At 61.0% G+C, this 19,833-nt stretch carries 16 protein-coding genes and 1 tRNA gene; 6 read left to right on the forward strand and 11 right to left on the reverse strand.

Annotated features, from left to right (window positions below):
* Positions 1–358 (forward strand): thioredoxin family protein (locus tag N3J91_00405; GenBank protein MCX8154906.1); only part of this gene is annotated, 358 nt, incomplete at its 5' end.
* A 120-nt stretch (positions 359–478) separates the two neighbouring features.
* On the opposite strand, the gene N3J91_00410 is transcribed toward N3J91_00405, so the two are convergent.
* Genes N3J91_00410 through nuoF form a run of 9 tightly spaced genes read right to left on the reverse strand, consistent with a single transcriptional unit; the run spans position 479 to position 11,135 of the window.
* Entirely contained in the window at positions 479–1,933 is a 1,455-nt protein-coding gene (locus N3J91_00410; GenBank protein ID MCX8154907.1) for an NADH-quinone oxidoreductase subunit N, read from the reverse strand.
* A gap of 4 nt (positions 1,934–1,937) precedes the next feature.
* Positions 1,938–3,494, reverse strand: coding sequence for an NADH-quinone oxidoreductase subunit M (locus tag N3J91_00415; GenBank protein MCX8154908.1), 1,557 nt, complete (start codon positions 3,492–3,494; stop codon positions 1,938–1,940).
* A gap of 9 nt (positions 3,495–3,503) precedes the next feature.
* A complete protein-coding gene (nuoL, locus tag N3J91_00420) occupies positions 3,504–5,474 on the reverse strand; it encodes an NADH-quinone oxidoreductase subunit L (GenBank protein ID MCX8154909.1) in 1,971 nt (656 codons plus the stop codon).
* Positions 5,475–5,478: 4 nt separating this feature from the next.
* A complete protein-coding gene (gene nuoK, locus N3J91_00425) occupies positions 5,479–5,784 on the reverse strand; it encodes an NADH-quinone oxidoreductase subunit NuoK (GenBank protein ID MCX8154910.1) in 306 nt (101 codons plus the stop codon).
* Positions 5,781–6,299 carry an NADH-quinone oxidoreductase subunit J gene (locus tag N3J91_00430; protein ID MCX8154911.1) on the reverse strand — a complete coding sequence of 173 codons (519 nt, stop codon included), beginning with the start codon at positions 6,297–6,299 and terminating at the stop codon, positions 5,781–5,783. Before N3J91_00430 ends, nuoK begins: the two co-directional genes overlap by 4 nt.
* 12 nt (positions 6,300–6,311) lie before the next feature.
* Positions 6,312–6,890, reverse strand: a complete 579-nt coding sequence (locus N3J91_00435; protein MCX8154912.1) for an NADH-quinone oxidoreductase subunit I — start codon at positions 6,888–6,890, stop codon at positions 6,312–6,314.
* 12 nt (positions 6,891–6,902) lie between these two features.
* Positions 6,903–7,982: an NADH-quinone oxidoreductase subunit H gene (locus N3J91_00440; protein ID MCX8154913.1), complete on the reverse strand. Its 1,080-nt coding sequence runs from the start codon at positions 7,980–7,982 to the stop codon at positions 6,903–6,905.
* Positions 7,983–7,995: 13 nt separating this feature from the next.
* Positions 7,996–9,726 (reverse strand): molybdopterin-dependent oxidoreductase, encoded by a 1,731-nt coding sequence (locus tag N3J91_00445; GenBank protein MCX8154914.1) that lies wholly within the window; start codon positions 9,724–9,726, stop codon positions 7,996–7,998.
* A gap of 29 nt (positions 9,727–9,755) precedes the next feature.
* A complete protein-coding gene (nuoF, locus tag N3J91_00450) occupies positions 9,756–11,135 on the reverse strand; it encodes an NADH-quinone oxidoreductase subunit NuoF (GenBank protein ID MCX8154915.1) in 1,380 nt (459 codons plus the stop codon).
* A 77-nt stretch (positions 11,136–11,212) separates the two neighbouring features.
* On the opposite strand from nuoF, the gene N3J91_00455 reads away from it, so the two are divergent.
* Positions 11,213–11,286 (forward strand) — tRNA-Gln (locus N3J91_00455).
* 184 nt (positions 11,287–11,470) lie between these two features.
* Here the strand turns inward: N3J91_00455 and N3J91_00460 are convergent.
* Positions 11,471–12,826, reverse strand: coding sequence for a cellulase family glycosylhydrolase (locus tag N3J91_00460; protein MCX8154916.1), 1,356 nt, complete (start codon positions 12,824–12,826; stop codon positions 11,471–11,473).
* A gap of 335 nt (positions 12,827–13,161) precedes the next feature.
* Between N3J91_00460 and N3J91_00465 the strand changes: the two genes are divergently transcribed.
* The 4 genes from N3J91_00465 to N3J91_00480 all read left to right on the forward strand — a co-directional run bounded on the left by N3J91_00465 (position 13,162) and on the right by N3J91_00480 (position 19,571).
* Entirely contained in the window at positions 13,162–15,387 is a 2,226-nt protein-coding gene (locus N3J91_00465) for a SulP family inorganic anion transporter (protein ID MCX8154917.1), read from the forward strand.
* 136 nt (positions 15,388–15,523) lie between these two features.
* The gene (locus N3J91_00470) at positions 15,524–16,882 is read left to right on the forward strand and encodes a Gfo/Idh/MocA family oxidoreductase (protein MCX8154918.1); all 1,359 of its coding nucleotides are present in this window, start codon (positions 15,524–15,526) and stop codon (positions 16,880–16,882) included.
* 99 nt (positions 16,883–16,981) lie between these two features.
* The gene (locus tag N3J91_00475; protein MCX8154919.1) at positions 16,982–18,094 is read left to right on the forward strand and encodes a Gfo/Idh/MocA family oxidoreductase; all 1,113 of its coding nucleotides are present in this window, start codon (positions 16,982–16,984) and stop codon (positions 18,092–18,094) included.
* A 37-nt stretch (positions 18,095–18,131) separates the two neighbouring features.
* A complete protein-coding gene (locus N3J91_00480; GenBank protein ID MCX8154920.1) occupies positions 18,132–19,571 on the forward strand; it encodes a PhoPQ-activated pathogenicity-related family protein in 1,440 nt (479 codons plus the stop codon).
* Positions 19,572–19,598: 27 nt separating this feature from the next.
* Here the strand turns inward: N3J91_00480 and N3J91_00485 are convergent.
* The coding region (locus N3J91_00485) for a hypothetical protein (GenBank protein MCX8154921.1) at positions 19,599–19,833 on the reverse strand (235 nt) is incomplete at its 5' end.

Genomic DNA, 19,833 nt, shown 5'->3' on the forward strand with positions numbered 1-19,833 from the left:
TTTCAATGCCGCCCTCAACCAGGCCAAAAAGGAAAACAAATTGCTCTTCATCAACTTCACCGGCAGCGATTGGTGCGGTTGGTGCAAAAAACTGGACGCTGAGGTCTTCTCCACACCTGAATTCAAGGAATTCGCCGCCAACAACATGGTCCTCCTGTTCGTGGATTTTCCGGCCAAAAAACAACTGCCCGAGGCCCAAAAGAAGGCCAACGACGACCTGAAGAAGAAATACGGCGTGCGCGGCTTCCCCACCATCGTGGTGTTGAATGGGCAAGGCGAAAAGGTGTTTGAAAAGGTGGGCTATATGGCCGGCGTGGACAAATGGCTCGCCGCCCTCAAGGAAGCCAAGGGCAAGTAATAAACAGCTTTTTTATCCCCCTCCAACCGTCCGGGCAACCGGACGGTTTATTTTTTGGGGTATTGCCGCCTTCTCTCTTTCCGTAATACGCTCGCGTTATAAACGCTTGTGGTTATTTCGCTACCACCCCAGCGCCATGGCCCCCTGCTCCGCCAGCCACAACGGCACCTCCGGCATCAACCCCAGCCATAACATGCCTGCCAGGCACACCACCAATCCCACCCGGCTGGGCAGGCTTACGGCCACCGGCGACATGTCCGCCGCATCCTCTCCCCAGTACATGGCCTTGATCACCCCAAAGTAATACCACAAGGAAATCACCACCCCCACCACCGCCACCCCTGCCAGCCAGTAATAGGCGCTGGACTGTGCCCCGGCTTGCAGCACCGCCTTTATCAGTAAAAACTTGCCAAAAAATCCCGCCAGCGGCGGCACCCCCGCCAGGGAGACCATGGCCAGGGTCATCGTCGCCGCTAAAAATGGAGATCGCCGTCCCAGCCCGCTCAACGCCCCAATATCCTCCGCCCCCGCCTCGCGCAGCACCAGCGTAATCACTCCAAACGCCGCCAACACCGTGAACAGGTAACCGCTGAGGTAATAGAGCACGGCGGTCACCCCCGCCAGCGATGCTGCCGCCACCCCCAACAACAAATATCCCGCATGGGCAATGCTCGAATACCCCAGCAGTCGCTTCACATTACGCTGCGGAATCGCGCACAAATTGCCATACAATAGGGTCACCCCCGCCACCGCCATCATCAGCGTTTCCCACCCCAGAGACCCCAGCGGCGTCACCTGCATGAACAATCGCACCACCAGCGCAAAGCCCGCCGCCTTGCTCCCCGCCGCCAGGAAGGCCGTCACCGGCGAAGGCGCCCCCTGATACACATCCGGCACCCAGATCTGGAACGGCACCGCCGCAATTTTGAAGCCCAGGCCCGCCAGCAGCATGAGCATGCCCAACTGAAAAAGCGGTTGTTCCGCCGGCCCGTTTTTCACCGCCATCTTGGCCCGCAAAATCTCGAACTCAATCGTCCCCGTGACTCCAAAAATCAGGGCAATCCCAAACACCATGAACGCGGAAGCCAGCCCGCCCATGATCAGATACTTCACCCCGGCCTCCAGGGACTCCCGCACCTGCCGCTGGTACGCCGCCAGAACATAAAAGGTGATGGTGACCAGCTCGAGGGCCACAAACAGCATGGCCAAATTGTTCGCCGAAGCCGTGAACATCATGCCCGCCAGCGCAAACAGCAACAGTGCATAAAACTCCACCACGCCGCCCCGCAGCCGATCACTGAACTCCACCGCCCACAACAGCACCAAAACGCCCGCCACCAGAAAGAAGCGTTTGAAGAACAACGCCAGATCGTCCAGCACATAACTTTGCCCAAAAGCAAACTGTGGCGTCGTGGCGCTCAGGCAGAAGCTGTAGCCCGCCATCAGCAGCAGGACCGCCGCCGCCACCACGCCCAACCGGCGCTTGAACTCCGCCGGCGTGAACCAGTCCGCCACCAGCAGGGCCACGCCCAGCAGCACCACCCCAATTTCCAAACTTAACAGGGAAACATTCATCGCTTCATCGCCGCAACCCCGGTGCGGACACTGCGGGCTTTTCCGCGCCTCCGCGCGCTTTCACCTTGGCCGGTGCCGGCAGATCATAGCCCGCCTGCCGCACCAGCGCCGTGACGGCCGGCTCGATCGTCCGCGTCAGCAACGGCGGATAAAACCCAAAGACCAACAGCGCCCCCAGCAACAACGTGTAAGGCAGCTTGGGCCACCATCCCGGCACATCCTGCACCTGCTGCCATCGGGCCGCCACCGGCCCGTGCAGGACCTCACGCACCGCGCGCAGCATGTATATGGCCGCTATCACCAGCGCCCCCCACGCCGCCAGCACCACCGTCATCGGCAACATCTGCCACGCGCCAAACATCACCAGCAGCTCGCCGGGAAAATTCGCAAAGCCGGGCAGGCCGCATCCGGCAAACATCGCCATCATCAGTGCGGCCCCCAGATAGGGCATCCGCTGCCACAAGCCGCCCAGCTCCTTCAATTCCAACGTCTGGGTTTGTTGCTGCAAATAGCCGCTTAACCCAAACGTCAGGGCCGCCAGCAAACCATGCGCCACCATCACCATCACGCACCCGGTAATGCCCGCCACCGACAAACTCGCCAGCCCCAGAAAACAAAAGCCCATGTGCGCCACACTCGAGTTGCCAATCAACAAGTTCAAATCTTTCTGCCGCAGCGCCACCCACCCGCAAAACAAGATGTTGCCTAGGCACAAGACGCTCAGCACATCCACCCAGGCCCACGCCGCCTGCGGCATCACCGGCAAAGCCACACGAATCAAGCCGTACAGGCCAAACTTCTTGATCACCCCCGCATGCATCATCGCCACGGCCGGCGGCGCGCTCCCATACCCCAGCGGCGCCCACGAATGAAACGGCCACAACGAAACCAAAATGCCGAAGCCAAACAACAACAGCGGGAAAATCAAATGCTGCACTTCCGCCGACAACGGCTGCCGCTGCAACTGCGCCATGATGGCCACCAGATCAAAGCTCCTGGCCCCGCTGTGCAGGTACAGCAACACCAGCCCCGCCAGCGCAATCAAGGCGCCCAGGCTCAAATACAGGGTAATCTGGAAGGTGGCATAATTGCGCCGCTCGCCCCGCCCCCAAATCCCGATCATGATAAACGTGGGCACCAGCGCCAGCTCGTGGAAAAAGTACAGTAAAAACAAATCCAGGGAGGCAAAAGCGCCCAGAATTCCCCCGCTCATCAATAACAGCAGCAGATAGTACTCCTTTTCCCGTTCCTTGATGTGCCGGCTCACGGCCACCGCCGCAAACGTGACCAGCGCCCCCATTAACAACAGGGCCAGATTGATGCCGTCCACCCCAAAATGAAAGGCCATCCCCAGCGACTCCACCCACGGCACCCGCGTCACAAATTGATAGCCGGCCTGTGACGCGTCAAACCGATAAAACAGCAGCAGCGCCGCCGCCAACGACCCCAGCGCGCTCCCCAGCGCAATCAACCGGATCACCAGCCGGTAGTTGCGCGGCACCAGCCACACCAACAGCGCCCCCAACAGCGGCAGGCCAAATATGTACAACAAGGGTGTCATCACCTTCGCTCAGCGTCCCAGTTTCCACCACAGCACCACCACCAATCCCGCCGCAAATAAAAAGGCATAGGTCTGCACATTCCCCGTGTGCAACAGCCGCAACGCCCGCCCCGTCAGTTCAGTCGCCCCATGCGTCCCCCGCACCCCCAGCCCCGCGATAATCCACGTATCCACCCACGCCGCCAGCCGCGCCAGCGCATCATGGGTCAGGTAAATGATCCCTTCGTATATCTCATCCAACACAAACCGATCCCGCATCAACCGCGACAACACCCCCAACGAAGCCGGCAGCGGATCCTTGCCTCCCTTCCCATACAACAACCACGCCGCCAGCAAGCCAAACAACGACGCCGCCAGTCCCAAAGCCGCCACCTTGGGCGCATGATGGAACGGCTCGATCAACATCGCCCACAAGCCGGACGCCGGAGCCGCCGTCTGGGTCTGCGCCGTCGCCATCCCCCCCGCGCCCGCCAAATCCGGCATCTTGCTTAAAAACGCCGGAATCCCCAGCACCCCGCCTGCCACCGATAATGCCGCCAGCAAAACCAACGGCACCGTCATAATCGCCGGTGATTCATGGGCGTGCTCCACCTTGTCACTCCGCGGCGCGCCGCAGAAGGCTGCAAACACCAGTCGGAACATGTAAAAACTGGTCAGCCCGGCCGTCCCCACCGCCAGTAAAAACAAACCGGTTTTCTCCTGGGCTGCCGCCAGAATGGCATCCTTGCTGTAGAATCCGCTCAACGGCGGCAGACCGCACAATGCCAGCGTCGCCAGCAAAAACGTCACCCACGTCAGCGGCATCCGCCGGCGCAGCCCGCCCATTTTCCAAATATCCTGCTCATGATGCAGCGCATAAATCACGCTGCCCGCCCCCAAAAACAACAACGCCTTGAAAAACGCATGCGTGGTCAGATGAAACATGGCCGCCTGCGGATGCATCAGGCCCACCGCCATGATCATGTACCCCAGTTGCGAAAGCGTGGAATACGCCAGAATCCGCTTGATGTCACTTTGCTGCACCGCGATCAACGCCGCCAGCAACGCCGTGATGCCACCGATCATGGCAATGATGTCCAGCGGCGTGATCCCCTGCAAAAAGGCCAGACTCTCTGGCCAGCTTATCGGCACCGTGTACAGGAAAAACAGCCGGCACAACATATACACACCGGCCGCCACCATCGTGGCCGCGTGGATCAACGCGCTGACCGGCGTGGGGCCTTCCATGGCGTCCGGCAACCACACGTGCAGCGGAAATTGCGCCGATTTCCCCATCGCCCCGCAGAAAATCAACAGCCCCGCCACCCCCGCCATCTCCCCCAGCCGCCCCGGCCGCGACGCCAACTGCTGCCGGATCTCTTCAAAGTCCAGCGTCCCCAGCATCCCCCAAAGCAGCAAGATCCCCAGTAAAAACCCAAAATCACCCAGGCGGTTGGTCAAAAAGGCTTTGCGCGCCGCATTGGCCGCCGCCGCCCGCTCGTGCCAGAAACCAATCAACAAATAGCTCGAGACCCCCACCAGTTCCCAAAAGATAAACAACGTGATGAGATCATTCGCAAACACAATGCCCAACATGGCAAAGGTGAACAAACTCAACCCCGCAAAATACCGCCCCATCTGCGGATCCTTGCCCATGTAACCCGCGGAATACACATGAATGGCTCCGCCCACCCCCGTCACCACCAACGCCATCAACAAGCTCAAATAATCCATCCGCAAGGCCATCGAAACCTTCACCCCACCCACCTGCAGCCAGGTAAAACGCCATTCCGTCAATGCCGGATACAATCCCAGGTTGCTTTCCGGCTGCGCCCCAAACATCAAAAACAATCCGCCGCAAATCACAAAGGACACCGCCACCGCCCCAATGGACAGCCCCGCGCTCAACCGCCCCTCCTTGCGCAGGAACAGCGTGATGACCCCCGCCGAGAGCAGCGGCCCCACCAATGCCAGCCAGAGAAGATTTTCCGGATGCTCCATGCCGCTAGAGTTTCATTGAGGTCAAATCATCCGCCTGCGTGCTCTGCTGCCGGCGATACAGCGCCACCAGCAAGGCCAGCCCCACGGCCACCTCCGCCGCCGCCACGGTGATGATGAAAAACACCATCACCTGCCCATCCAGATGATTGTTGAACCGCGAAAAAGCCACCAGCGCCAGATTCGCCGCGTTGAGCATCAGCTCCAGCGACATGTACATTAAAATCAGACTCCGCCGCAGCATCACCCCCAGCAGACCCAGCCCAAACAGCAGGGCGCTCACCGTCAAATAATGCTCCAAGCCCACGCTCATTTGACCTCCTTCTTGCTGAGCACCATGGCCCCAATCATCGCCACCAGCAGCAGCAGCCCCACCAGCTCAAATGGCAGCAGAAAACCCGGGCTGTTTCCCTGCGCGTTGAACAGCGCCCGCCCCAACACCGTCGTTTCCCCCTCCAATAATGGCTGTGTCCCCTGCCCCGGGCGGCCCGACCACACCGTTTGCACGATGATGATTAAGAGCCCGCCCACCGCCGCCAGTCCGGACACCACCGCCGTGCGGCGCAGCCCCTGGCGCTCCTCCTCCTTCAAATCCAGGAGCATGATTACAAACAAAAACAGCACCATCACCGCCCCCGCATAAACCAGAATCTGAATGGCCGCCAGAAAATAGGCGTGCAGCAGCACAAACAACCCCGCCAGCGACACGATCGTCAGCACCAGAAACATGGCGCTGGTCACCGGATTCCGGCTGAACGGGTTGGCCACCACCAGAAAGGCACAGGCCACCGCCAGCGCGGCAAACAAATAAAACAACAGGTCAGTCATGCGCGATGCCGCTCATTCCTTGCGCTCCGGATTAAACACTTCCTGCGCCTGGGCTTCGAGCGCTTTCTTCTTCCATTTCATGATGGGATCCTCATGCACCCCGCCCAGGGCCAGCAATTTCTCCAGGTTGTAAATCATTTCCTCCCGGCTCCCGCCATTTAGGGAGTAATCCTTCATCAAAAAGATCGCCTCCTCCGGGCATACTTCCTGGCAAAAGCCGCAGAAGATGCACCGCAGCATGTTGATCTCAAACTCCTTGGGCCGCTTCTCCACATTCCCCGTCGTCGGATCCACCTCCGGGCCGGGCGGGGTGATCTTGATGGCCTTGGGCGGGCACACAAACTCGCAAAGCTGGCACGATACACATTTCGTCCGTCCCTCCTGATCCTTGACCAGATACGGCGCCCCGCGGTAGCCCTCCTTCACTGTCCATGGCACCTCCGGGTAATATCCCCCCGCCGTCACCACCGCCGCATTCCGCCGTCGGAACAGCGTGTTCACAAAATGCCGCCACGTGACCTTGAATCCGGCCACAAATGCCGGCAGGAACAGCCGTTCCCACAACGTCAATTTTTTACGCGGCACAATCACAATCCAGTTCTCCTACGCCCCCGCCCGCCACCACAGCCACACGGCCATGAGTAAAATGTTCACCAACCCCAGCGGCACAAACCGCCGCCAGCCCAGATCCATAAGCTGATCATACCGAAAACGCGGCAGCATCCAGCGCACCCAGATGAAAAACACCATGAACACCGCCACCTTCCCCAAAAAGATCATGATGTGCAAAATCCCCATGCCCACCGTTTCCGCCGGACGATCCAGCCCAAACCAGGGCAGCGTCCAGCCGCCAAAAAACAACGTCACCATCATCGCGGACGCCGCAATCATATTGGCGTATTCTCCCATGAAAAACAGGGCAAACTTGATCGAGCTGTATTCCACATTGTACCCCCCCGCCAGCTCCTGCTCCGCCTCCGGTAAATCGAAGGGCAGCCGGTTGGTCTCCGCAAAGGCCGCCGCCAGAAAAATTAAAAAGGACAAAGCCGTCATCGGACTCTGCAGCACCATCCAGTTGGGCAGCGGCAGCCAGCTCGCCAGCCAGCCTGCCTGCGCCTCCACCAGACGGCTCAGGTTCAAATCCCCCGCCTGCATCAACACAGGAATCACCGACAACCCCATCGCAATCTCATACGAAATCATCTGCGCACTGGAGCGAATCCCTCCCAGGAAGGGATATTTGGAATTGGCGGCGTACCCCGCCAGCACAATCCCGTACACTCCCAGCGACACGATGCCAAAAGTGTACAAAATCCCCACATTCAAATCCGCAATAACCATCTTCTGCTGCCCAATCTGCGAGCCAAACGGTATTACCGCCACCGTCACCAGCCCCGGAATCATCACCGCCGCCGGCGCCAGCCAGTACCATACCTTGCGCACATGCGCCGGCATGAAGTCCTCCTTCAAAAACGATTTCACCGCGTCCGCGATCGGCTGCCAAATGCCCCCCGGCCCCGCCCGATTCGGCCCCACCCGGTCCTGAATCGCCGCGCACAGCCGCCGCTCCAGCAGCACCACATACGCCACCATGAACATCAGCACGGAAAACACCCCAAGGATTTTCACCGCGCTGAAGAGCGCAAACTGCTGTCCGGCACTCAAGTTGTTGATCCAGTCCATGTCGTGCTCTCAATCACCCCTGCCGCGCCTGCATGCTCACGTCCACCCCGCTGTCCCCCAACTGCTCCCACCGCACCCCGCCCAGTCCCGGCACCTCACGACTGAGATGGTTGAACAAGGCTTCCACGCTGCCAAAGCTGTTTTCCCCCGCCACATTGTGCGCCAGTTCACCCAGCCACTCGATCTCCGGCCGCGCCTGCCCCGGCGGCTCCACCGCCTTCCAGAAACGTTGCCAGCGCCCGGTGGCATTGATGAAACTGCCCCGCTTCTCGGCGTGCGCACATCCGGGCAGCAGGTAATGCGCGTGCCGCGTCGTTTTATTGGGTAAAATATCGCTCACCACCAAGGTTTCCAACCGGCTTAGCAACTCCGCCTCAATTCCATGTTTCGTCACATCCTCCCCCACCACCAGCAAGGTCCGAATCGTCCCCGCCGCAATCCCCGCCGCAATCCGCGGCAGACTGGCCCCCATCTCGGCGCCACACAAACCCATCACCCGCGCCCCATTGCTGTTGGGATTCTTGTCCGCATGCACCAGCAAATGATCCGCCTCCCCCACCCGCGGCACCGCATCCGTTACCGCCCCCAGCTTGCCGGCTAGCACCCGCAGCAAATACATCTCCTCCACCGTCTGGCGGGCCGATACCACCATCGCCACCGATCCCGCCGGCGCTGCGCGCAACCGCGCGCTGATCTCCGGCATCACCTGCGCCCAATCAGACTTCTGTCCTCCCGGCCCCAGCACTTCCTTCAGGCGGTCCGCCCGCCCAATCCACTTGTAATTCAACCTCCCCGCATCGCACATCCAGCATTTGTTCACCGCCATGTTCTCCCGCGGCGTGTACCGGTAAATCACGTTCTCCCGCGAGCTGATAAGAATATTGCAGCCCCGTCCGCAACTGGTGCAGATGCTTTTGGTCTCCTTCAAAAACCATACCCGCATCCGAAACCGGAAATCCTTCGACGTCAACGCCCCCACCGGGCAAATGTCCACCGTATTTAGGGTGTAATTGTTGTCAAACTGCCGCCCCGGATAGGCGCTGAGCGTGTTATACCCGCCCCGGTGGATGATTCCCAGCGCGTCATCCCCCGCAATGTCCCGCGTAAACCGGATGCATCGCGTGCACAAAATGCACCGCTCATCGTCCAGCATGATCCGCGGCCCCAAATCCACCTGCTTGGGCTTGTGCACCTTGGTTTCCCCAAAGGCGCTCTCCGCCCGCCCGTGATCCAGCGCATACTCCTGCAACTTGCACTCGCCCGCCTGATCACAAATCGGGCAATCCAGGGGATGATTCGCCAATAAAAACTCCAGCACCGACTCCCGCATCTGCTTCGTCGCCGGGGAACTCGGATAAATCTCCATTCCCGGCGAAATCGGCGTGGCGCACGCAATGGCCCCCCGCGGCGTCCCCGGCTCGTAAGGCAGGGTGCTCCGCTGGATGATTGGCTCCCCTTTCTCGTTCAACAGCGGCTTCCGATCCGGCCCGATCATCGGCACGCCAAATTCCACCAGGCACATCCGGCAATTCCCCGCCACCGGCAACTGCGGATGATAGCAATAATGCGGCACCTCCACCCCCGCCAGCTTGCACGCCTGCAACATCGTCGTCGGCGCCAGTTTCCCCGTCCAATCAGGCATCAGCCGCGGCACCTCCACCTCCCGCCCGTCCACCTTGATTTTTATTTTCTCCACGGCGGCAGGCGGTGGCGGGGCGCTCTGGTCTGGTTTGGTATCCGGCATACTTTGAAAACCCTCAATCGCAATGGCGGCTACACCCTCCGGGCGGCCGGGCCCGCGCCCCGCGCCTCAAAGTCCTCGCGGAATTTGCTTACAAAACTCAGCACCGGCCAGGCACAAGCCTCGCCAAAGGCGCACACGGTGCGGCCCTGAATGTTCTGGGCCAGATGCAGCAACTGGGCGGCATCACCTGCCCGCCCCCGTCCTGTATCCATCCGATGCAATATCTTGCTCATCCACAAGGCCCCTTCCCGGCACGGCGTGCACTGCCCGCAACTTTCATGCGCGTAGAATTCGGCCAGATTGGCCAGCGCCGCCACCATGTCCGTGGTGTCGTCCATCACAATGATGGCCCCGGAACCCGACATGCTCCCGGCTGCCGCTATGGTGTCAAAATCATATGGCAAATCCAGCAAATCCATCTCCTGCACGCTCATCGTCCCATCCGGACGCCTCCGCCGCAACGTCACCTTCTCCCCCGCCTTGAACACCTTGGCCGAGGACCCGCCCGGAATGATCGCCTTCAACGTCCGCCCCGGACGCAGCCCCTGCCCGAAATTCTCATGGAAGATCAGCTCCCCCAAGGTCACTTTCCCCACCTCAATCTCATAATAGCCGGGCCGCCGTACGTGTCCGCTCAAACTCACAATCCGCGTCCCGGTGTTATTGGGCGTCCCCAGCCGCGCATACGCCGCCCCTCCCATCTCCACAATGTGCTTTACCGCGCACAAAGTCTCCACGTTGTTGACAATCGTGGGACACTGATACAGCCCCAGCACCGCCGGGAAATAGGGTGGCTTGATGCGCGGATACGGCCGCTTGCCCTCCAGGGATTCAATCAGCCCCGTCTCCTCCCCGCAAATGTAGGCCCCCGCCCCCCGATGCACATAAATCTCCAAATCATATCCGCTGCCCAAAATATTCTTTCCCAAATACCCCGCCCCGCGTGCCTCTGCCAGCGCCCGATTCAAAATCCTAGCCCCCTCGGCAAATTCCCCGCGAATGTAAATATACGCCAGATGCACATCATTGGCATAGGCGGCAATCATCATACCCTCAATCAACTGATGCGGATCCTTGTAAATAATCTGCCGATCTTTGAACGTCCCCGGCTCCGACTCATCGGCGTTGCAAATCAAATAAATCGGCTTGCCGCTCTTCCGATCCACAAAGGACCACTTCAACCCGCAGGAAAAACCCGCCCCCCCGCGCCCCCGCAGCCCGGATAGCATCACCTCCTTGCGAATTTGCTCCGGCCCCGTCTCCGTCTTCCCCTCCGCCGTCGTCACCGGCGCCAGGGCCAAAGCCTTGCGCAAAGTCTGATACCCGCCATGCCGCACATAGCATTCCAAATCCGGTGTGTAACCGGCCTGGTCCACATGCTTCAATATCATCCGATACTCCTGCGGCATAAAATCTCTTTCTGTCACCACCGCCAAACCACGGCTTGACTCCCGTCACAAAATCCGTACCTTGCTCTCACGTGCACTGCCCGATGGTGTAACGGTAGCACAGCAGACTCTGGATCTGTTTGTCATGGTTCAAATCCATGTCGGGCAGCCAAACTTTTCCCCGTCCCCCAAAAATTCCTCATTCCACCTGCACTCCGTTTCAAACCTCGAGGCTTGGGTTGCACCTGGGAACCGGCTTGCACGCCGTCACTGCACGCCCCAAGTAAAGATTTTTGGCCGCACAAAGTCAAATCCGTCCTCTAGACTCCGACGTAAAGGGCACGCGCCTGCTGCCCTCACTCCCGGGCTACCTTCAGAACCAGCGAGCGCTTGAATGCCGGCAACACCCAACCCCCGTCTGCCTCCACCGACACCGCCATCCATTCATTACGCCATGGATCATAGGCCGTTGCCCGTCCTCTTCCCGCCGTTTTCAATGCCTGCCACGACAGCCGCAGATCGCGCACTTCCTCGGGCGCCTGACCTTGTTGCAACTCCGTCTGCCACGTGGCCCGCCCATCCCGCAACCAAACCAGCACGTGCCGCCGCCCCACCAGCGCATAAACCCGGCACGGCCCCACCGTCAAAAATTGCGGCTCAAAGCCCTCTCCTGCGGGGTCTATTCCCTTCACGGCCTCGGCAAAACGCCCAAAATGAAACCAGAGGTTGTTGCGCGCCACATAACTATCCCAATGCCAGATGTGTCCCGGCCCGGCCGCACCCGCAAAAAACGGCGCAAACAGCACATCATGCAAAATGATCCCATGGCTGTCCGCCCCGTACAACTTGAACGGCCCGCTGTGATTCGGCTCCACCGCTCCGCTCTCTGCCAACAGCACCGGTTTGCCCGGCTTCACCGCCAACAGCTCCCGCACCGCGTCCGCGGCCAAGATGTCCACCGGCCCATGGCACACCGTCAATTTTGCCCCCAAATCCAGATACCGATGCACCTGCGCCACATCATTGCCCGGCATTAGCGCCAGCCGCCGGTAACTGGCCCGCACCCAGTCCGTGTCAAAACTCCCCAGGCTCTGCATGCAAAGGTTGGAGGGAAAAGCCCGATGCAAATGAGGCAACATCAGCTCGGTCCAGGCCATGTAATCCCCCGCACGGATGGCGTTCATCTCATTCCACAACTCCCAACCAAACACCTGCGGCTGCGCCCCAAACCGACGCCTATACCATGCGATCTTCTCTTGAAACTGCCGCCGCCCGGCCTCCCCATCAAAAAAATGTGCCGTGTTGGTCGCCGGACCGCCGTTGGCCACCAAGTGCATGGGTTTGGCCGCCCATCGCTGTGTCCCCTCCCCCAGATGCCTAAAATGCTCCATGCACATCTTCACCCGGATCCCCCGCGCCGCAGCATGCGCCAGCAGCTCCTCAATCCGCCGCGCCTTATGGGCGTCGTACTCCCCGCTCTTGGCATGCTCCACATCAAAATAAGGATTGCTCAACCACACCCGGATAAAATTCCCCCCCTGCCCGGCCAATTGATCCATCCACTGCGCCATCCCCTCAAAACGGTCGCCCGGCGGCGCGATCATGTTCAGCCCAATCGGAATGTAGGGCGTGCCATCGCTTAACTCAAAATACCGCGCATCCCGCGGACTCACCCGCACAAACGCCTCCGCCGCCCCGGCCCAACCCGCCATAAACATGCCCAACATCAGCAAAACAGCGCCAATCCGCCAACCTCGTGGCAACCTCCTGAAAGCATAGCCGGATGAAATGATCATATCCCAAAGTCTGAAACAACCGTTGAAAAAGAAAAGTCGAAATCGGCGCCACCCTATCCTGACCGGCATCAGGAGCTACCACCCCATCGCCTGCCTGGAGGAACTTTTCGGCCCTCACCAAACCATTTGCACAAAACGGCTGTTTTGGGGTATCCTTAATAACGTAACCCCGGAACGGTGCTGTCCCGCATGATCGCCCTGGCCACCTGGCTATCGCCTCATCGGTGACAGCCCGAATCCAAAGGGTCACCATGGCACCTGCTCCACCAGCGGCGGCCGTTCATCGTGTCACCCTCGGTGACCTCTGGGGAGGCCTTGCCGCCATGCTGGTAGCCCTGCCTTCGTCAGTGGCCTTTGGCATCGCCATCTACCTCGCCCTGGGCCGCGACTACCTGGCCCAGGGAGTTCTGGCCGGAATCACCGGCGCCATCATCCTGGGGCTGATCGCCCCCTTGGCAGGCGGCACCCCCCGTCTGATCTCCGCCCCCTGTGCCCCGGCGGCCGCCGTCCTCAGTGTCTTTGCTCTGCATCTGACCCACGAGCTGGCCTGCCCTCCCGCCCACGCAGCCGCCTTGCTTGCCCTGACCGGCCTTCTGGCTGGCCTGCTCCAAATCGTCCTGGGTGGTGTCGGGGCGGGCAAGGCCATCAAATACATTCCCTATCCCGTGGTGAGCGGATACCTCACCGGCGTCGGCCTCTACATCTTCTTCGGCCAATTACCCAAATTCTTGGGGAATCCCGCAGCCACCCCCCTCGCTGCTTTGCTTCACCCTGCCAACTGGCACTGGCCGGCAATCCTCATTGGCGGCGTCACCATCGCCGCGATGGCCGCCACTAAAAAACTTACCACCAAAGTCCCCGGGGCCATCATCGGTCTGGCCGCCGGACTGCTCACCTATGGCCTGCTCTCCCTCTTCCTCCCCGAACTGCGCCTTTTCGCCAAATCCAATCCCTTGATCATCGGTCCCCTCTTCGCCGACACCGGCACCATCCAGGCCCCCCGTTGGCAGGAACAATTCCACGCCTGGGCCTCCATCCCTCCCTCGCAATGGCGGGAAATCATCATGCCAGCGCTCACCCTTGCCGTGCTGCTCTCCATCGACACCCTCAAAACCTGCGTCGTCATGGATACCCTCACCCGCAGCCGCCACGATTCCAACCGCGAGCTGTTGGGCCAGGGCGCCGCCAACCTCCTGTCCTCGCTGGCCGGCGGCCTGCCGGGCGCCGGCACCATGGGCGCCACCCTGGTCAATTTCAACAGCGGCGGCCGCACCCGCCTGAGCGGAGTTTTTGCTGGAGTCTGGACCCTCGCAGCCGTGCTGCTCCTCCGCAACGCTCTCGGCTGGATTCCCATTGCGGCCCTGGCCGGCATCCTCATGGCCGTCGCCTGCCGCATGATGGATTGGCACAGTCTGCACCTCCTCAGACAACGCGCCACCGTCCTGGATTTCTCCGTCATTGCCGCCGTGGCCATCGTCGCCCAGTTCAATTTGATCGCCGCCACCGCCGCCGGACTGGCCCTGGCCATCCTCCTCTTCCTCCGCGAGCAAATGCGCGGCTCGGTGATCCGCCGCAAAATCTACGGCCATCAAATCTCCTCCAAACAATACCGCCTTCCCCCCGAAAAAGAATGCCTCGTCCAATACGGCCACCTCACCACCGTTTGTGAACTCCAGGGCAGCCTCTTCTTTGGCAACACCGAAAAACTCTACACCGAACTGGAGCCGGACCTCAAAATGAGCCGCCGCGTCATCCTGGACTTTCGCCGCGTCCAATCCGTGGACTTCACCGCCGCCCATCTGCTCGAACAAATGGCCCTCACCCTCGGCGACCGCGGCGGCCAGCTCGCCCTGAGCAGCATCCCCGAACACCTGCCCACCGGCCAGAACCTCCGCCATTACCTGGAACAAGTCGGCGTCATCGCCCGCGCCCACCCCATCCAGGTGTTTGACACCCTCGATGACGCCCTTGAATGGGCCGAAGATGGCATCCTCCACGAACAACAACTCCTTGTTTCCGGCCGCGACCCCCCCTTGGAACTCCCCGAAATTGAGCTGCTGCGCGAATTCGAAGCCGACCACACCCTCAGCCTCCTCGCCCAGTGCGTGGAACAACGCACCTGTGCCCCCGGCGAGGCCATTTTTCGCCAGGGCCAGCCCGGCGATGAACTCTTCATCATCCGCCGGGGCCTCGTCCGCATCACCCTCCCCCTCGAAAGCGGCGGAAACCACCTCGTCGCCACCTTCGGCCGCGGCAACTTCTTCGGCGAAGTCGCCTTCCTGGACCGCGGCAACCGCTCCGCCGACGCGGTGGCCGCCGCCCCCACCGAGCTTTTCGTCATCTCCCGCCGCAAATTCGACGAACTCTCCCTCGCCAACCCCGTCCTCGGCGTCAAACTCTTCGCCCGCCTCGCCCGCGGCCTCGCCATCCGCCTCCGCTACACCGACGCCGAACTCCGCGCCCTCAAAGACGCCTGAATCAACACCCGTCCCTTCATTCCCTTCCCATCCCACCTCTCCCCTCACCTTAACGACTCACCGGTCGGCGGAAGGGTTGCGTTGCGGCTTGCTATAAGCCGTCCCGTAAAGCCATACTAATGCGCGTAGCCGGGTTATGAATGCTGCTCAAAATGTTTCGTCCCGTCGTCGTTTCTTGCGCACTGCCTCCGCCGCCGTGGTGGCGCCGCTGTTGGTGCCCTCCAGCGTATTGGGCCTCAATGGCCAAACCCCGCCCAGCGAACGCATCCAGTTGGGGGCCATCGGCGTCAACGGGATGGGGGCCGCCAATCTGGCCAACTGCGCCCAATACGCCGACGTGGCCGTCACGGGCATTTGCGATGTGTCACCCCAACGGCGCGATGCCCTGGTGGCCAAGTATGCGCCGACGGCCCGCGGCTACGCCTATTACCAGGATTTGCTGGCCGCCAAAGACGTGGACGCAGTCATCATTGCCAGCCCGCCGCACTGGCATTGCCTGATGGCCATCCACGCTGTGGAAGCTGGCAAGGATATTTATTTGCAAAAGCCCATGTCGCTTTACCCTGGCGAAACCCTGGCCATTCGCAATGCGGTGCAGCGGCACAACCGCATCAGCCAGATCGGCACGCAAATCCACGCCGGCGCCAACTACCGGCGGGTGGTGGCCTGGATTCGCTCCGGCAAACTGGGGCCGGTGAGCGTGGTGCGAACGTTCAACGTCATGAATCAAGGTCCGCAGGGCATCGGTTATGCGCCGGCAGAGGACCCCCCAGCGGGTTTGGATTGGAATCTATGGTGCGGCCCCGCCCCGCTGATACCTTTCAACCGTCTGCTCTTCACCGATTCCTACCATCACTGCTCCTTTTGGGATTATTCCGGTGGCTGGACCCCCGGCATGGCGCCGCACATTGTAGATTTGCCTGTGTGGGCCTTGAACTTGGGGGTGCCTCTCCGCACCTACTCCACCGGCGGCCGTTTCATCATCCGGGGCGATGGGGATGCCCCCGACACACAGGAGGTCATCTGGCAATATCCCGGCCTGACCATGACCTGGATGATGAGCCTGTGCAACAGTTTCGCCTGGGACTTTGGACGGGGCGAGCCGGCGCGGCGGCTGGGCATTTACTTCCACGGCCTCAATGGCACATTAATGGCCAGTTATACCAAATGCGAAGTGGTGCCCGAAGGCAAGTTTTTGACGGATTTAACCCAACCGCCGTATGAGGATTTGGAGCCGTCACCGGGGCACGAGCGCGAATGGCTGAACTGTGTCCGCAGCCGGCAGCAGCCCAGTTGCAGTGTGTTTTATCATTACAAGGTGGATCTGGCGTTGACCCTGGCCAATCTCTCGCTGCGGGTGGGACGGGCTCTTCGCTTTGATCCCGAAACCGAAAGAATCGTCGGCGACGCCGAAGCAGCGCGGCTGGCCATTCCCCAATATCGCGCCCCCTGGAGATTCCCTGCGCAGTACCTGCCACGGCGGGGACTGGCCTGAAGCGTGGTTACCCCCCCTTGCCCCGCTCCAGAACGGGCCGTTTCAAATCGGCCCACCCAAGTCTTGCCTCCGGCCATGGAAACGGCTAAATCAGCGTCCATGCCAGCAAACCATCAAGCCAAAACCAAGGTTGTCATTCTGGGAGCCGGTTTTATTGCCGACATTCACGCCGAGTGTTTCCACCGTTTTGTGCCCGAAGCGGAAGTCATCGCCGTTTATGCGCGCGATCCAGCCAAAGCCGAGGCTTTTGCCCGCCGTCATCATATCGCTTTCTGGTATGATGACATGGAACGGGCGATTCATGAAGCCGGCGCCGACGTCGTAGATGTCTGCCTGCCCAATTTCCTCCATTGCCAGGCGGTGCTCACCGCGGCGCGCGCCGGCAAGCATGTCATCATTGAAAAACCCCTCTGCATGAATTTGGCCGAGGCGGACGCCATGCTGGAAGCCTGCCGCCAGGCCGGCCGCCTGCTGATGTACGCAGAGGAGCTGTGCTTTGCCCCCAAATATGAGCGCGTGCGCCAATTGGTGCAGGAGGGGGCGGTGGATCGGGTCTTTCAATTGCGCCAGTGCGAAAAACATTCCGGCCCGCATGCGGCGTGGTTTTATGACGTGGAGCAATCCGGCGGAGGCGTCCTCATGGACATGGGCTGTCATGGCCTCGCCTGGTTCCGCTGGATGCTGGGGCCGCAGGTCAGGCCCGTACAGGTCCAGGCCCATCTTCAAACCGGCCTGCGCCACGGCCACCGCACCCGCGGCGAGGAGAATTCGATCGTGATCGTCACCTTTGATAACGGCGTAATCGCCGTGGTGGAAAACAGTTGGGCCAAGCCCGGAGGCATGGATGACCGGGTGGAGGTCTATGGCACGGGAGGCGTCATTTATGCGGACCTGTTTCACGGCAACGCGGCCCTGACCTACAGCGAAAAGGGTTACGGCTACGCCTTGGAAAAGGCCGGCTCCACCCAAGGCTGGACTTTTACCATCTTTGAAGAAGCCTTTAATCAGGGTTACCCCCAGGAGTTGCGCCATTTCATTCAATGCGTGCAGTCCGGCGCCCAACCCGCCGTCACTGGTGAAGATGGCCGGGCCGTCCTGGAATTATTGCTGGCCGCCTACGCCTCGGCGGGGCTGGGCCGCCCAGTCGCCCTGCCCTATCAACCGGCCGTTAAAAAACCGGTGGATTTGTGGTTGACCCCGCCGTCCGCCTGAGTATCTGTTACCGCTGCACATGCCAACACGCCCTTTTATGCATCGAACGTCATGCGCCGGCCTCCGGCTTGCCTTGCTCCTCCTTGCCGCCTTCAATCTCTTGGGTCAGGCCGCGCCCGCAGCAGAATCACGAATTCAGGCCACACCGCCCACGGCACTGGATCGCTATGTGGCCGCGCCCGACACCAATTACCAGTGGCATGTCGTCAATACCCTCCAAACCGAGAATGCCACGGTGTTGGTGGTGGATCTGACCAGCCAGGCATGGTTAACCTCCAAGGAAGTCAACCGGACGGTTTGGCGGCATTGGCTGACCATCACCATCCCCACCAATGCCACACACGAGACTGCCCTCTTGCTGATCGGCGGCGGCTCCAACGACCGCCCTGCGCCTGCCAAGCCCGACGCCAATGCCTTGTTGCTCGCCTCCAGCAGCCGCTCTGTGGTGGCCAGTCTTGGCCAGGTGCCCAACCAGCCCCTGCTGTTTGCTGACCGCACCAACCGCATGAGCGAAGATGCCATCATTGCCTACACTTGGGATAAATTCCTGCGCACCGGGGATGAACGCTGGCCGGCCCGCCTGCCCATGACCAAGGCAGCCGTCCGCGCCATGGACACCATCACCGCCGTGTGCGCCACCGAGCAGGGCGGCCGCCGCACCATTCGAAACTTTGTGGTGGCTGGCGCCTCCAAGCGCGGCTGGACCACCTGGTCCACCGCGGCGGTGGACCCGCGGGTCACCGGCATCATGCCCGTGGTGATTGATGTGCTCAATGTGGCGCCTTCGCTCAAGGCCCATTATGCCGCCTATGGTTTCTTCGCGCCCGCGGTGGGCAATTATACCTACGAGCGCATTCCGGATTGGATGGACACACCGCAATGCCGCCGCCTGCTGAGCATCGAAGACCCTTATGAATATCGTGCCCGCTACACCCTGCCCAAGTTCATCGTCACCGCCGCCGGCGATCAATTCTTCCCGGTGGATTCTGCCCGCTTTTATTTCGACGCTCTGCCCGGCCCCAAATACCTCCGCACCATCCCCAACGCGGACCACAGCCTGCGGGGCACCGACGGCTGGATGAGCCTGCTGGCGTTTTACGAGGCCCTCCTCAATCAACGCCCCCTGCCGGAGTTCACTTGGAAACATGGTGAACCAGGCCAGCTTGAGCTGGTCTGCAAAACCCAGCCCACGGAAGTTAAACTCTGGACAGCCACCAATCCCAAGGCCCGCGATTTCCGCCTGGAATCTCTCGGGCCGGTCTGGACCAGCACACCCATCTCACCCTCGCAGCCGGGCACTTACTCGGTCCGCGTTTCCAAGCCGGCCGAGGGCTGGACCGCTTATTTTGTGGAGATGAAATATCCCAGCGGCACGATTCTCCCCTTTGTCTTCACCACGGACGCCCGCGTGGTGCCGGACACCTATCCTTTCAAGTGGTCACCACCTGCCACCCCGCCTCCCCCGCGCACTCAGTGATCTTGAGCTCTGCGCTCTTCCCCGGAGCTACGGGCGCACCAGGCGGAAGAAGGAAGCGTCATTGGTGAGGGCCGCCCGATGCCAGCCCGGCAGGCTGTTGGTTACCCACGGCCCCAGCACATTCGTCGCCTGCACCAGCCGAAACTCCCCGTCCCCCCACGCCAGCACCAGCCCCTCCGGCCCCACCCCGTAATACAACGGCAGCGGCTCCGGCACCCCCGCCGCCGCCAAACCCCACAACTCCAAATTAAAACTCAAATCC

This window comes from Verrucomicrobiia bacterium, assembly GCA_026414565.1.
In the GTDB taxonomy this organism is placed as follows: domain Bacteria; phylum Verrucomicrobiota; class Verrucomicrobiia; order Limisphaerales; family Fontisphaeraceae; genus Fontisphaera.